Source organism: Ruegeria sp. HKCCE4148 (assembly GCF_017872495.1).
Classification (GTDB): Bacteria; Pseudomonadota; Alphaproteobacteria; order Rhodobacterales; family Rhodobacteraceae; genus Ruegeria.
Genome location: NZ_JAEDOS010000002.1, coordinates 72628 through 86728, shown reverse-complemented (window position 1 = coordinate 86728; position 14101 = coordinate 72628). Strand labels below are relative to the sequence as shown.

General features: G+C 55.7%; 13 protein-coding genes. 7 read left to right on the top strand and 6 right to left on the bottom strand.

Features of this window, described 5'->3' with window-relative positions; all coding sequences use genetic code 11:
• Positions 1 to 50: 50 nt before the first annotated feature.
• The 4 genes from rpoD to I9187_RS05560 all read right to left on the bottom strand — a co-directional run bounded on the left by rpoD (position 51) and on the right by I9187_RS05560 (position 6039).
• Positions 51 to 2039, bottom strand: a complete 1989-nt coding sequence (gene rpoD / locus I9187_RS05575) for an RNA polymerase sigma factor RpoD (RefSeq protein WP_171174868.1) — start codon at positions 2037 to 2039, stop codon at positions 51 to 53.
• A gap of 114 nt (positions 2040 to 2153) precedes the next feature.
• Complete coding sequence (dnaG, locus tag I9187_RS05570) at positions 2154 to 4100, bottom strand: DNA primase (protein WP_171174870.1); 1947 nt, start codon at positions 4098 to 4100, stop codon at positions 2154 to 2156.
• Between the two features lie 79 nt (positions 4101 to 4179).
• Complete coding sequence (locus tag I9187_RS05565; RefSeq protein WP_171174871.1) at positions 4180 to 4476, bottom strand: hypothetical protein; 297 nt, start codon at positions 4474 to 4476, stop codon at positions 4180 to 4182.
• 132 nt (positions 4477 to 4608) lie between these two features.
• A complete protein-coding gene (locus I9187_RS05560; RefSeq protein ID WP_171174873.1) occupies positions 4609 to 6039 on the bottom strand; it encodes a Glu/Leu/Phe/Val dehydrogenase in 1431 nt (476 codons plus the stop codon).
• Between the two features lie 331 nt (positions 6040 to 6370).
• Here I9187_RS05560 and I9187_RS05555 point away from each other — a divergent pair, with 331 nt between their 5' ends.
• The 3 genes from I9187_RS05555 to I9187_RS05545 are packed head-to-tail and all read left to right on the top strand — an operon-like array spanning position 6371 to position 9136.
• Complete coding sequence (locus I9187_RS05555) at positions 6371 to 8008, top strand: TadE/TadG family type IV pilus assembly protein (RefSeq protein WP_209509214.1); 1638 nt, start codon at positions 6371 to 6373, stop codon at positions 8006 to 8008.
• Positions 8005 to 8535 carry a TadE family protein gene (locus I9187_RS05550; RefSeq protein ID WP_171174877.1) on the top strand — a complete coding sequence of 177 codons (531 nt, stop codon included), beginning with the start codon at positions 8005 to 8007 and terminating at the stop codon, positions 8533 to 8535. The genes I9187_RS05555 and I9187_RS05550 overlap by 4 nt, the downstream gene beginning before the upstream one ends.
• Positions 8536 to 8539: 4 nt before the next feature.
• On the top strand, positions 8540 to 9136 hold the full coding sequence (locus I9187_RS05545) for a hypothetical protein (RefSeq protein ID WP_171174880.1): 597 nt from the start codon (positions 8540 to 8542) through the stop codon (positions 9134 to 9136).
• Here the strand turns inward: I9187_RS05545 and I9187_RS05540 are convergent.
• A complete protein-coding gene (locus I9187_RS05540) occupies positions 9098 to 9577 on the bottom strand; it encodes a hypothetical protein (RefSeq protein WP_171174881.1) in 480 nt (159 codons plus the stop codon). The two genes, I9187_RS05545 and I9187_RS05540, sit on opposite strands and share 39 nt — an antisense overlap.
• A 157-nt stretch (positions 9578 to 9734) precedes the next feature.
• On the opposite strand from I9187_RS05540, the gene I9187_RS05535 reads away from it, so the two are divergent.
• Entirely contained in the window at positions 9735 to 10646 is a 912-nt protein-coding gene (locus I9187_RS05535; RefSeq protein WP_209940107.1) for a pirin family protein, read from the top strand.
• Between the two features lie 21 nt (positions 10647 to 10667).
• Here the strand turns inward: I9187_RS05535 and I9187_RS05530 are convergent, their stop codons facing one another.
• Complete coding sequence (locus I9187_RS05530) at positions 10668 to 11255, bottom strand: TetR/AcrR family transcriptional regulator (RefSeq protein WP_171174885.1); 588 nt, start codon at positions 11253 to 11255, stop codon at positions 10668 to 10670.
• 102 nt (positions 11256 to 11357) lie between these two features.
• On the opposite strand from I9187_RS05530, the gene I9187_RS05525 reads away from it, so the two are divergent.
• The 3 genes from I9187_RS05525 (at position 11358) to glpX (ending at position 14072) form a co-directional block, all read left to right on the top strand.
• Positions 11358 to 11606 (top strand): hypothetical protein, encoded by a 249-nt coding sequence (locus tag I9187_RS05525; protein ID WP_171174887.1) that lies wholly within the window; start codon positions 11358 to 11360, stop codon positions 11604 to 11606.
• Positions 11607 to 11732: 126 nt separating this feature from the next.
• Entirely contained in the window at positions 11733 to 13019 is a 1287-nt protein-coding gene (locus tag I9187_RS05520) for a homoserine dehydrogenase (protein ID WP_171174889.1), read from the top strand.
• A gap of 69 nt (positions 13020 to 13088) precedes the next feature.
• The gene (glpX, locus tag I9187_RS05515; RefSeq protein ID WP_171174891.1) at positions 13089 to 14072 is read left to right on the top strand and encodes a class II fructose-bisphosphatase; all 984 of its coding nucleotides are present in this window, start codon (positions 13089 to 13091) and stop codon (positions 14070 to 14072) included.
• Positions 14073 to 14101 lie beyond the last annotated feature (29 nt).

Below are 14101 nucleotides of genomic sequence, written 5' to 3'. Positions count from 1 at the left end.
CATCGTGAAGACCGAATAAAAAAGGCGCCTCGGACGAGGCGCCTTTGGACTTACTGATCCAGGAAAGACCGCAGTTTTCGAGATCGGCTGGGGTGCTTCAACTTGCGCAGCGCCTTCGCCTCGATCTGACGAATCCGTTCGCGGGTCACGCTGAATTGCTGACCCACTTCTTCCAAGGTGTGATCGGTGTTCATACCGATGCCAAAACGCATCCGCAGAACGCGTTCCTCACGCGGCGTAAGCGAGGCCAGAACCCGTGTCGTGGTTTCCTTGAGGTTTTCTTGAATGGCGCTGTCCAGCGGCAGCACAGCATTCTTGTCCTCGATGAAATCGCCCAACTGGCTGTCTTCCTCGTCGCCAATCGGAGTTTCCAATGAGATCGGTTCCTTGGCGATCTTCATCACCTTGCGAACCTTCTCAAGCGGCATCTGCAGCTTTTCGGCCAACTCTTCCGGCGTCGGCTCGCGACCGATTTCGTGCAGCATCTGGCGTCCCGTGCGGACCAGCTTATTGATCGTTTCGATCATGTGAACCGGGATACGGATCGTCCGCGCCTGATCCGCGATAGACCGCGTGATCGCCTGACGGATCCACCAAGTCGCATAGGTCGAGAACTTGTAGCCGCGACGGTATTCGAACTTGTCCACCGCTTTCATCAGGCCAATGTTGCCTTCCTGAATAAGATCAAGGAATTGCAGGCCACGGTTCGTGTACTTTTTGGCGATCGAGATCACCAAACGCAGGTTGGCTTCGACCATTTCTTTCTTGGCCTGACGGGCTTCTTTCTCACCCTTTTGAACCTGCTGCACGATGCGGCGGAATTCCGAGATATCGAGACCAACATACTGACCGACCTGCGCCATGTCGTTGCGCAGTTCTTCAACCTTGGCGGTCGAGCGTTCGATGAACATTTGCCAGCCACGGCCCGGCTTTTCAGCCATCTCTGCCAGCCAGTTCGGGTCCAGTTCGCGGCCCCGGTACGCTTCGATGAACTCACGACGGTTGATGCGTGCCTGATCCGCCAATTTTACCATCGCGCTGTCCAGAGACATGATTCGACGGTTGATACCGTAGAGCTGGTCGATCAGCGCTTCGATCCGGTTGTTGTGCAGGTGAAGACCATTCACCAGTTCAACGATTTCGGCACGCAGCTTCTGATAGGTTTCTTCGTCCTTTTTACTAAACGAGCCGTCCTCGTTCAGGGTGGCTGAAATCCGGCTGTCCTGCATTTCCGACAACATCGAGAAATCGGTCGAAATGCGTTCGAGCGTGGTCAGAACCTGATCCTTCAACGCCGCTTCCATCGCGGCCAGCGACATGTTGGCCTGATCATCGTCGTCGTCATCGTCGTCATTGTTCAGCGGGTTGCCGTCAGCATCCAGCTCGGGGCCGGTATCTTTCGCAGGCTTGGCCGCCTGCACAGCGGACGTGTCGACCACAGGCTCTTCCACATCGCCGTCTTCGTCCATCTGGTTGCCAAAGGTGGTTTCCAGATCGATGACGTCGCGTAGAAGAATGTCTTCGGACAGCAATTCGTCATGCCAGATTGTGATCGCCTGGAACGTCAACGGACTTTCGCACAATCCAGCGATCATGGTGTTGCGGCCGGCTTCGATCCGTTTAGCGATGGCAATCTCGCCTTCACGGCTCAGCAGTTCAACCGATCCCATTTCGCGCAAATACATGCGAACGGGATCGTCGGTCCGATCCAGTTTTTCGGTGGCGGCCCCGGCCAACGCAACCTCACGGTTGCTTTCGGTGGTGGTCAGTTCGGTCGAGCCCTTGTTCTCTTCCTCTTCTGCCTCTTCATCTTCGATGATGTTGATGCCCATCTCGGACAGCATCGACATTACGTCTTCGATCTGTTCCGAGCTGACCTGATCCGGTGGCAGAACCTGGTTGAGCTGGTCGTAGGTGATGTAACCTTTCTCGCGGGCCTCGGCGATCATCTTCTTGACCTGGGCCTGGCTCATGTCCAGCGAGATTTCCTGTTCCTGCTCTTCGGATTTGCGATCTTCGGTCGTGTCTTTGGCGGCCATTCAATGCTCCTGCAGGGATGGGTGATTCGTTTGAACCGAATCATTAGCGCTTAGAAGTGATTCGGCCACCCGTTTACCCGTTTTTCTTTTCCAGTGCCTTATGAAAACACCAGTTTACCGGCGTTTCCGCTCGAAATTGATACCGGACATGATTGCCTCGAACGCGTCTTTCTCGTCGCGGTTGATTCGCGCTCCATTGTCGGCAATGTCGAAAACGGCCCTGTCTTCGTTCTGGCTGCGGCTTGTTCGGTTGCGCTCTTCAGCGGCTTGCGCCAGCCGATATGTCAGCGCCTCATCGGCCAGATCAGACAATTCCTCCGCCGCTTCGGCTATCTCAGCATCCAACCCCCGGAGCGCTTTGATCTTTGCGAGTTCCTCGGCCAGTGTCATCTCGGCCTTTTCAACATCGCCCGGTTTGTACACACAGGGGATCACTGCGACATGGCGAAGGGCCAGCAGGTTTTCAAGGGGCTGGTGACCTAAAGAATCCACAATGTGGTCTTTCAGATGATCCGGATCATGAATCGCGTGGCGCAGAATGGCGTCCCGCAGGGCAGCGTATTCGGGGTTGAGACATTCCATGTCTTCAAGCTGGTGCTCGAACTGGACAACGACCTGTGGGTTGAGGATAGAAATGGCGAGAATGGCCGCCTCGCGCAGTTGAATATCAGCGGTCTCGGACGATGCCAGGAAAGACGCCCGCGCACCCGGCGTTGCCGATTGCGGCGGTTGCCACTTACCACGCGGTTGCCACTGTCGGTTCTGTGGTTGGCGCTGGGGACGGAAAAGTTGCCAGCGCAAATCCTTGATCTCTTGCCCGTAATGCGATCGGATCGACGGGTCACGGATCAGCTTGAGCTTTTCCCGCAGGGATTTATCCAGTGCCGCCTTGCGCTCGGGGCTGTCAAAAATCTTACCTTCGGTTTCGCGCTGCCACAGCAGTTTGACCATCGGAATGGCGCTTTCCAACACCGATTGCACGGCCCCCGGCCCTTCTGCCCGCAACAGATCATCGGGGTCTTTGCCTTCTGGCATCAAAGCAAAGCGCAGAGATTTTCCTGCCTCGAGCAACGGCAAGGCCAGATCGACGGCGCGCATCGCCGCACGCAGACCCGCCGTGTCACCGTCAAGCGCGATGATCGGTTCATTGGAAACACGCCAGAGCAATTGTAGCTGATGCTCGGTGATGGCTGTGCCCAAAGGGGCAACTGATGCTCCAAAACCCGCCTCGGCCAGCGCGATTACGTCCATATACCCTTCAGCCACGATCAGCGGCTGCCCCTTGCCGGACGCCTGCCGCGCAGGACCATGGTTATAGAGACTGCGCCCTTTGTCGAATAACTCGGTCTCGGGAGAGTTCAGATACTTGGCGTTGTCATTTGGATCCATCGCCCGACCGCCAAACGCGATACAGCGTCCACGCGCATCGCGGATGGGGAACATGATCCGGTTACGGAACGTGTCGTAGGGCTTCTTACCCTTGTTCGACGGCTTGGCCAGCCCCGCCCCAAGGATCAGATCCTCAGCCACATTCTTACCGCGCAAATGATCCCACAGCGCCTGCCAGCCGTCCGGGGCAAATCCGATCTCCCACCGATCCAGCGCCTGGGCATCCAGCCCTCGGCCCGCAAGGTAATCGCGTGCAGTCGCCCCTGCACCGGTCTTGAGCTGCAGGCGGAAGAACTGCACCGCCTGCTCCATCACATCGGCCAGTTGCGACCGGCGGTCCTGCCTTTCCTGCGCTTTGGGATCGCGTGCGGGCATGGGCATCCCAGCCTCACGCGCTAGTATCTCGACTGCTTCGATAAACGAGACATTCTCGGTCTCCTTCACAAAACTGATCGCATCGCCTTTCGCGTGACAGCCGAAGCAGTAATAGAATCCCTTTTGGTCATCGACGTGGAACGAGGCCGTCTTTTCATGGTGAAACGGGCATGGGGCCCACATATCCCCCTTGCCCTGATTGGATTTACGCTGATCCCACATGACTTTGCGCCCGACGACCTGAGACAGGCTTAGCCGGGTGCGCAACTCATCCAGAAATCCGGGGGGCAAAGACATAGATCAAACCTGCCAGAAATGAAAACCCACGCCAAGGGGATGGCGCGGGCTTATCCACAAGGAAATGCGGGAATGTGGATTACTGCTGCAAACACAGCTCCAACCAGGCCGCGCCCAAATCTTTCTTGCGCACGTCTCGCATCTTCTGTTCGTAGACCCAAGGCGTAATCAGTGGGATCGCGGCATTGTAATTCTCGGGCCAGGTCGGGCCACTGTCAGCCACAGCCTTCGGAACGTCGCGCTCCTTCACCCTGTCCAGACGCGCCTGCTGGATCGCGGCAACGACGTCGGCCTGATACTTGCAGCTTTGTTCCTTGGTTTCAGCTGCAGCCAAGGGTGTGGCAAGCACAACAGCAGCGATAGCGATACGCAACATTGAGGTCTCCCGGAATCATTGGTTTGACCGTAGCTTACCCGCCCACAGACAGACCCGCCATTACCATTTGGGAAACGTGTTCAGGGTTTTGCGTTGCGGAGGGGGTGGAACGCCCTCCCCCTCCGGCCGTTATCATAGCCCCTTGGCCCGATAGCTGCTGGCCACACGGTCAATTGCGACGATATAGGCCGCGGTCCGAAGATCCTCGACATCATCACGGCTGTGCCAGACCTCGCGCATGGATTGATAGGCAATGCGCATAGTGTCATCCAGGCCCGACCGGACAAGTTCCAACTCATCCGCACCTTTAAGGTATTTGGCTTTGAAATCCGGAGACATCGACCAGGCCTCGCCCAGATAACGGTCCAAACGCTCCAATTCACTGACGATCAGTTCATGGCGCGCTTCTTCCTGGCGTCGCTGCATCCGGCCAAAGCGGATATGGCTGAGGTTTTTGACCCATTCGAAGTACGAGACCGTCACACCACCTGCGTTGGCATACATGTCCGGGATGATCACCGTGCCCTTTTTTCGCAGGATTTCATCCGCACCCGCCGTCACTGGACCGTTCGCCGCTTCGATGATCAGCGGTGCTTTGATCCGCTCGGCATTGGACAGGTTGATCACCCCCTCCAAGGCCGCCGGGACCAGAATGTCGCAATCCGCTTCCAACACACTTGCACCTTCGGCCGAGTGGGTCGCATCAGGGTAGTCCTTGACGCCGCCATGTTTGACGATCCACTGCCGAACCGCCTCTACGTCGATACCGTCGGGGTTGTACAGCGCGCCATCCCATTCGATGATCCCCACGATGCGAGAGCCATCTTCTTCGCTGAGGAACTTCGCCGCGTGGTAACCCACGTTGCCAAGCCCCTGCACAACAACGCGCTTACCGTCCAGGCTGCCTTCCAGCCCCGCCTTGGCGATGTCTTCGGGATGACGGAAAAACTCGCGCAGCGCGTATTGAATGCCGCGCCCGGTTGCCTCAACCCGCCCGGCTATACCGCCTGCATTCAGCGGCTTGCCGGTCACACAGGCCCGTGCATTGATATCAGTCGTATTCATGCGCGCGTATTGATCAGCCATCCACGCCATTTCACGTTCGCCCGTGCCCATGTCAGGGGCCGGTACGTTTTGCGACGGGTTGATCAGGTCACGCTTCGCAAGTTCATAAGCAAAGCGCCGCGTGATTTGTTCCAGTTCATGCTCTTCATACTGGCGCGGATCGATGCACAACCCGCCTTTCGATCCACCAAACGGCGTTTCGACAAGCGCGCACTTGTAGGTCATCAGCGCAGCGAGCGCCTCAACTTCGTCCTGGTTAACGGCAGTGGCGTAACGAATACCACCTTTGACCGGCTCCATATGTTCAGAGTGGACTGAGCGATAGCCAGTAAACGTGTGGATTTCACCCCGCAGACGCACCCCGAAACGAACCGTATACGTTGCGTTGCACACCCGGATCTTTTGTTCCAGCCCTGGCGGCAGGTCCATTAGTGACGCTGCCCTGTTGAACATGAGATCAACACTCTCACGAAAGCTGGGTTCTTTGATGCCGGTCATACATTCCTCCGTATCGATACCAGACGTAACGTCATGACGTTTTGTCGCACCAGTTGCGTCAGGCTGCAATCAAACAATGCACTTTTTTTCATCATTTCGTTAACAAATACGTCACCAAACGAGGTGAGTCGGGCAATCGCCTCAACTGTTAATGAATTGTTTTCATTTCATCGACAGAACGGTCACGGCGCACAGTTTTATACCCGAAATACGCGCAAAAAGGCCAAAACCAAGCCTTTTTCGCCCAATTCACGCCATGATTGAAAATTAAATTTAACCCAAATCTCTTTTCATATCGCACGAACTCCATGTGCGGAGCGGAGTCATCAAAATGATTAAATACTCGCTTCAGAATAACGGTTCGACACTCAAGCGTCGCGCTTCCGAAATTCGCAAGTTTGCCAAAGAAGAAGATGGTACATTCACTATCTTTGTTTTGTTTATGATGGTTCTCATGCTTGCGGTCACAGGCATGTCGATGGAATTCATGAAGTATGAACGCGACCGCGCGAGCCTGCAATCCACTTTGGACCGTGCTGTCCTGGCCGCGGCTGACCTTGACCAGCAACTTCCTGCCAAAGACGTTGTAGACGCGTATATGGACAAAGCTGGACTGGGCAACCTCAATGCCGTTACCACAGTGGTCGAAGGGTTTGGTTCCAGATCGGTAACAGCGTCTGCTGAAGCGGTCATGGAGACTCGATACCTGCGTTACGGACAAGTAACCGAACTAGGGATGAGGGCCACCAGCGCGGCCGAAGAATCGATTGGTGCAGTGGAAATTTCTCTGGTCCTTGATATTTCCGGATCCATGTCTCGAGCATCTGCGACACCTGGGGAATCCAAGATCAAGGTTCTGCAGCAGGCAGCGTCCGAGTTTGTCAAGCTTATGCTCGACAAATCCGGCAATGGCGAGATTTCTATCTCAATCGTACCATACGCAACGCAGGTCAACGCTGGCGCGTCAATTCTGGACAAGTTTACCGACGTTACGCAGGAGCATAGCTATTCGCATTGCGTGAACTTTATTCCGGAACAGTACAGTGATGCCGACCTGCACGTAGGTGACAGGTTGGAACGCACGGCTCATTTCGATCCTTTCACCTATTCCGAAGGTTCAATCGCCCTGCCCGTTTGCCCAGTTCGCGCAGGCAGCGCAATCACTCCTGTGACCGACAATATGGATAAGCTCCTTGGGCAAATCGCATCGCTCACACCGGGTGGAAACACATCGATTGATATCGGAGTGAAGTGGGGAACTGCCCTTTTGGACCCCAGCACTCGGCCAATTGTGCAGCAACTTTCGACGGAACAAGACCCTGCATATGCACCGTCAACAATTGTTCCTAGCAAGTTTTCGGTACGTCCCACTAATTACGACTCGAACGTTCTTAAAATTATCATCGTAATGACGGACGGTCAGAACACAGACCAATACATGCTCAATCCTTCGCTGCGCGAAGGTATGTCAGACGTTTGGTACAATTCCGATGCTGGTGAGTATACCGTGTATCACTCCCAGGGCCGACCGAACTATTTCTGGCCCCAGCAAAACGCTTGGGCGGATCATCCCTTCGGAAACCCCGAGCCTGAGACGGAATTGAACAAGGAAACCGGAACGGCGGTTCGCCTGACCTATCCCGAGCTGTTTAACCGTGTCTCATTGGCCTGGAACGCCAGATACAATTACTACTGGCAATCCAGCGGTTGGGCGGAATGGTACTCCAAAGCCTACTCGAAAGTAGAGACTTCGGCGAAAAACCAGCACACGAAACATGTGTGTGGTGCAGCGAAAGACCAAGGTATTATTGTCTATGGCATCGCATTTGAAGCACCGCGTGCGGGCTTCAGAACGCTCCAAAACTGCGCAAGCTCGGACAGCCACGTCTATGATGTTAGTGGACTCGACCTTGAAAAAGCATTCGAATCCATCGCCTCTTCCATCCATAAATTGAGGCTGACCCAATGATCCGCAGAATGCTGTCGAAACTCGGGCCGTTTCGTAGGTCCGAGACGGGGAGCGCGACGATCGAGTTTGTCATGCTTGTTCCGTTTTTCTTGGCATTTCTTGTCGCGGGTGCCGAACTGTCGTTAATCACGATGCGTCACGCGGCGTTGGAACGCGGAGTTGACCTTATCGTGAGGGACATTCGTTTGGGCACTGGTACCAACTGGAACCACGACGACATCAAGACAAGGATTTGTGACGTATCTGGCATCACGGACTGTGTTGGGAACCTGCGACTGCAGATGATCCAACAAGATGCGTTCACAGGTATCGTTCTTTCGGACAAAGTTCCATGCACTGACAGCTCGGAAGATCCAAAACCCGTGCTGGACTTTAAAAGTGGGCAATCCAACGAGTTGATGATCTTGCGGGCCTGCTTGCGTATCGATCCAATTCTGGAGGCGTCCGCAATTGCAAAAGTTGTTCCCGATGACACTGGCCATTACGCAGTCACCGCGACGACAGCATTTGTACAGGAGCCGCTGTAAGATCATGTCTACACTCAGTAATTTAAAAAACCGCATCAAAGGCTTCAAGAACGATGAAAGCGGTATTCTTTCCGTTGAAGCGCTTATGATCTTCCCGCTTATGTTGTGGACGATCACGTTCACCTTCACAGCGTTCGAAGGGTTTCGTCAAAGCGCGTCGAATCTTAAGGCCGCTTATACAATCAGCGATTTAATCTCACGTGAAACTCAAGCCGTAACCGATACATATTTCGACTCGCTTCACGATTTGGCGGGCAAGATGATCAATAATCGGTCTGAGATGAAAATGCGGGTGTCGCTTATCTTATTCGACGAAGACGATGACCGTCACTATGTGCGGTGGTCCACTGTACGCGGTTTTGAGCAATCGTGGGACAACAACAACATCGACGAAATCGAAACCCGTCTGCCGCCGATGACCAATCAGGACACGCTCATTCTGGTCGAGACATCAAACGAGTATATTCCGACATTTAGACCCGGCTGGGACTTCGCCACTGGAATTACCTTTGAAAACTTCATCTTTACCAGGCCGAGATTCACAAACGAAGTGGCGTGCAATTTAGCGAAGACGCCCTTTGTCTGCGATAATAACGTTTAAAGCCTCTGACATGAACTTGGCCTCGGCGGCAGCTGTCATGCCGCCCACGCCCACCCTACGACCAAGCCTCCACCAAAGCCCTGGTGCCCATTTGTATGACATCTTGTGGCGCATGCGAACCAGAAAGCCATTTGACGGTTTGAAGGCAAAAACACCTCTATCGACAGTCTCAATATCTTCGATTCTTGCGATGATCTGACCCGAGCCCGTGCGTAGTTCGGATTGAGTCAGTTCTATGCAATCCTGTGTCGCATGCCAGACGCGGTAGGCCAGCCACAGGGATGCGCCACCCACAGCAAACAAAAACACTTGCCACATCGGCTCGGGCGGCGACGCCAAGGCAACATACGTCACCAGCGCCCCGACCGTTGTCAGCATCCCTACCCCGGCCCAGCGTCTGGGCGAGGATGCCTGAATCGTTGCCAACACGTCGTCCTGCATCAATATCTCCCAATTTGTTCCCCACGATTTAGCTTCTTTGAATGGGAAACAACAGGGGGTTGGTTAAGTTGCAAATTCGCACAGGTTCGGTTTGTTCGCGCAAATTGACTGCACAGGCGCAGAGATTACATGCTGCTCAAACGAACCGGAGTTTATCATGTCGCTCAGACCTACATTGGAAACGCGTCAGGCCATTCCCACGATGGAAGGGGCCGGAGTGAAACTGCATCGTGCGTTCGGGTTTCAAGACCCGTCGGAACTGGACCCTTTTCTTCTGTTTGACGACTTTCGAAACGAAAGGCCGCAGGACTATCAGGCCGGGTTTCCCTGGCATCCGCATCGCGGGATCGAGACAATCACCTATGTTCTGGCCGGATCGGTCGAGCATTCCGATTCATTGGGCAACACCGGCACCTTGGGTGCGGGCGACGTGCAATGGATGACGGCCGGGTCAGGTATACTGCATCAGGAAATGCCGCACGGAAACACCTCGGGGCAGATGCACGGATTTCAATTGTGGGGCAACCTGCCCTCGGATCAGAAGATGACCGCCCCTCGCTATCAGGATGTTCAAAGCAAAGACATTCCCGAAATCATCGATGACGACGGCACAACTGTTCGTGTGATTGTTGGAGACTTCTGGGGTAAGACCGGGCCGGTGGATGGTATCGCGGCAGACCCGCAATACCTGGACATCTCGATCCCCGCAGGTGTGAAAAAGACCTTTCGGATCGACACCTATCGCCGAGCCTTCGCGTATGTGTTCCAGGGTCAGGCCGCCTTTGCCGACGCTTCGCAGCCAACAGGCGTGCTGTTGGAAAAAGAGGTCGCCGGGCAAGAGGTCAACATCCGCGATATGTCTGGCGACCGGACCCTTGTCCGCTTTGGCACCGGGGACGAAATCACCGTTCAGGCAGGCCGGGAAGGTGTTCGGTTTTTGTTGATCTCTGGTGCTCCGATTGATGAACCAGTCGCGTGGCACGGTCCAATTGTGATGAACACAAGGGCCGAACTGGAACAAGCGTTTCGGGAGCTGCGAAACGGGACGTTCATTCGCCCCGCACACTGACCTATTGGCGGCTTGACGTTGTCAGGCCGTCACCGCCTTGTGTACCATGTTCCAATAGATCTGTTCGACCTCATCCAGCGACAATCGACCGCCAGATCGATACCAGGTCATCACACCGTTCAACATGGCAATCACGGCAAGCGTCGCAATCTTAGTGTCTGGAATTGCAAACTGACCGGCCTGCTGCCCCGCGTGAAGGATGTTTTCCAGCGCGTTTTCGTACTGTCGACGAAGGTCTTCTATTTCGGCGAAGTTTTCTGGCGAGAGATTTCGCAACTCCATATAGGCTATGAAGACCTCATCAGGGCGTTGCAGGTGGAAGCGAATGTGAAACCCGACGAACTGGCGCAATGCTTGTGGAGCGTCTTCGCCGCCCTGCAATTCGCTAAATGCAGACAACAACTCCTGCATGTGTTCACGCATCAATCGGTACAACAAGCTTTGCTTGTCCGGCGTGTAATTGTACAACGCCCCAGCCTGCACTCCGACTTCTTTCGCGATCTGCCGCATCGAAACGGCGGCATAGCCGTGTCGTGCAAACAAGTTCAGAGCAGCCTTGCGAATGCGCGGGCCGGTTATGTCCGAGTGAGAGCCTTGAGTTCGTGCCATGTACCTACGATATCTGAACAATTGTTCAGATAGAACCCCGCTTGATCGACAGCCCCAAAAGGTGCATCACAATACGGCACACAAAACAAAAAAGCGCACCCTATGAAACTGCTGCCTATACTGTCGTTTATCCTTCTTTGCGCCGGCTGCGCAGATTTCCCCGAGTTGGAAGGCAGTGAACCGGCCTCGGTGAAAAAAGCTCCCTACCCGCGCCTTGTTCCTCTGCAAGAAACACTGGGACCTGCCATTGATCCGGTCAGCCAAGCTGCCACGGTCGAAGAAGACCTAACGCAGCGAAGCGAAGCGCTCGCCCAAAAGGCCCAAGCGCTGCAAAACGCACAAACCAACTAACGCACAGCATTTCACCTCCACATTCGCCCGGTGACGGATTGCACCCTTGGCCCGAACCCGCTAATGCAGCGCTGATCGGACAAACGTCCGAATACAGTTAGAATCCGGCGGAAAGGGACATACGACATGACACAGGCACTGCGGCTGGGAATTGCGGGCTTGGGAACGGTCGGCGTCGGTGTCGTAAAGATTGTCCGCCGCCATGCCGACTTGCTGAAAGCGCGTACGGGCCGCTCGATTGAGATCGTGGCCGTGTCAGCACGAGATCCCAACAAGGATCGTGGCGTAAACCTGTCGGATTATGCCTGGGAAACCGATCCGGTGGCACTGGCAAAACGCGACGATGTCGATGTTTTTGTCGAGTTGATGGGCGGCGAAAACGGACCCGCCAAGGCGTCGGTCGAGGCCGCTTTGACCTCGGGCAAGGATGTTGTCACTGCCAACAAGGCATTGCTTGCCATCCACGGACAAGAACTGGCAGAACAGGCAGAAGCTGCGGCTCGTGTCATCCGCTTCGAGGCTGCTGTTGCTGGTGGTATCCCGGTAATCAAATCCCTAACGGAAGGTTTGGCCGGGAATGAAATCACGCGTGTTATGGGCGTGATGAACGGCACCTGCAACTACATCCTGACCCGAATGCAATCACAGCGTCAGGGGTATAACGCCCTGTTCGATGAATGCGCCGAGCTTGGCTATCTTGAGGCCGACCCCAATCTGGATGTGGGCGGCATCGACGCTGCACATAAACTGGCGCTTCTGGCCTCGATTGCCTTTGGCACCAAGCCGAATTTCGATGGCATCGAGATTGAAGGCATTCAGCACATCAGCCTCGATGATATCGATCAGGCCGACGACATGGGTTTCCGCATCAAATTGCTGGGTGTCGCGCAGCGCACCGCACGCGGGCTAGAGCAACGTATGCAACCTTGCCTCGTACCCAGCGATTCTCCGCTGGGTCAGCTGGAGGGTGGCACCAATATGGTGGTGATCGAAGGCGACTCGGTCGAGCAGATCGTTTTGCGCGGTCCCGGTGCAGGCGAAGGCCCCACGGCCAGCGCGGTGCTAGGCGATGTTTGTGATCTGGCGCGCGGGATGCAGATTTCGACCTTCGGCCGCCCTGCTACATCGCTCGAGGCTGCCAAGCCCGCGGTCACTGGCCTGCCTGCGCCGTATTACCTGCGGCTTGGCCTGTTAGACAAACCCGGTGCTCTGGCAAAAGTTGCGGCTATTCTGGGCGACGCGGGCGTTTCGATCGACCGGATGCGCCAGTACGCGCACGCGGAAAGCACAGCCCCCGTTCTAATCGTTACGCACAAAACCACCCGCGCCGCACTGAACGTGGCGCTGGACGGTTTCCGCAATACGGATGTAGTGGCAGGTGAGCCTGTTGCGCTGCGGATTGAAAAGGTTTGATCTTGCAGCCCGCATGAAACGCAAGCTATGCCGAAAGAAACGGCTTTACTGACCAAGGGATACTGAACAATGAGTGCTGCCAAGACCGATTTCAACGACCGCCTGCTGTCTCTGGGGCTGGCAAGGGTGGCGGAACAGGCTGCACTGGCCTCAGCGTCGCTTGTGGGGCGCGGCGATGAGAAAGCTGCCGATCAGGCAGCCGTAAACGCCATGCGCGAACAGCTGAACCTGCTGGACATTGCCGGTGTCGTGGTGATCGGTGAAGGTGAGCGCGATGAAGCGCCCATGCTGTATATCGGCGAAGAAGTTGGCACCGGCACCGGCCCCGGTGTGGACATCGCGCTGGACCCGCTGGAAGGCACAACGCTGACCGCCAAGGACATGCCCAACGCGCTGACCGTGATCGCCATGGGTCCGCGTGGATCGATGCTGCACGCGCCGGACGTTTATATGGACAAGCTGGCCGTTGGTCCCGGCCTGCCTGAGGGCGTCGTTAACCTTGACATGTCCCCGCGCGAGCGCGTCGAAGCATTGGCAAAGGCCAAGGGCTGCAAACCGGCCGACATCACCGTTTGCATTCTGGAACGTCCCCGTCATGAAGCCATGATCGCCGAAGTGCGCGAGACCGGTGCCTCGATCCGCCTGATCACCGATGGTGATGTGGCTGGCGTCATGCACTGTGCCGAAAGCGAAGTGACCGGAATCGACATGTATATGGGTCAAGGTGGTGCGCCCGAGGGTGTTCTGGCTGCCGCCGCGCTGAAATGCATGGGCGGTCAGATCTTTGGTCGCCTCTTGTTCCGCAACGATGACGAACGTGGGCGCGCAGCCAAAGCAGGCATCACGGATCTGGATCGCGTTTATGCGCGTGATGAGATGGTGACCGCAGATGTGATCTTTGCCGCAACCGGTGTTACAGGTGGTTCACTGCTGCCGCGCATCAAACGTGAACCGGGCTGGGTTGAAACCACAACCCTGCTGATGCGGTCCAAAACAGGGTCGGTGCGCCGCATGTCCTATCGCACGCCCACCTGGCCGCACGACAAGGCGTGACGGCTTGCGCCATTGCCTTTGGCGAGAGT

Coding starts and splice junctions, on each gene's coding strand:
- rpoD (WP_171174868.1), bottom strand. CDS start 2,039: ATGGCCGCCAAAGACACGACCGAAGATCGCAAATCCGAAGAGCAGGAA.
- dnaG (WP_171174870.1), bottom strand. CDS start 4,100: ATGTCTTTGCCCCCCGGATTTCTGGATGAGTTGCGCACCCGGCTAAGC.
- I9187_RS05565 (WP_171174871.1), bottom strand. CDS start 4,476: ATGTTGCGTATCGCTATCGCTGCTGTTGTGCTTGCCACACCCTTGGCT.
- I9187_RS05560 (WP_171174873.1), bottom strand. CDS start 6,039: ATGACCGGCATCAAAGAACCCAGCTTTCGTGAGAGTGTTGATCTCATG.
- I9187_RS05555 (WP_209509214.1), top strand. CDS start 6,371: ATGATTAAATACTCGCTTCAGAATAACGGTTCGACACTCAAGCGTCGC.
- I9187_RS05550 (WP_171174877.1), top strand. CDS start 8,005: ATGATCCGCAGAATGCTGTCGAAACTCGGGCCGTTTCGTAGGTCCGAG.
- I9187_RS05545 (WP_171174880.1), top strand. CDS start 8,540: ATGTCTACACTCAGTAATTTAAAAAACCGCATCAAAGGCTTCAAGAAC.
- I9187_RS05540 (WP_171174881.1), bottom strand. CDS start 9,577: ATGCAGGACGACGTGTTGGCAACGATTCAGGCATCCTCGCCCAGACGC.
- I9187_RS05535 (WP_209940107.1), top strand. CDS start 9,735: ATGTCGCTCAGACCTACATTGGAAACGCGTCAGGCCATTCCCACGATG.
- I9187_RS05530 (WP_171174885.1), bottom strand. CDS start 11,255: ATGGCACGAACTCAAGGCTCTCACTCGGACATAACCGGCCCGCGCATT.
- I9187_RS05525 (WP_171174887.1), top strand. CDS start 11,358: ATGAAACTGCTGCCTATACTGTCGTTTATCCTTCTTTGCGCCGGCTGC.
- I9187_RS05520 (WP_171174889.1), top strand. CDS start 11,733: ATGACACAGGCACTGCGGCTGGGAATTGCGGGCTTGGGAACGGTCGGC.
- glpX (WP_171174891.1), top strand. CDS start 13,089: ATGAGTGCTGCCAAGACCGATTTCAACGACCGCCTGCTGTCTCTGGGG.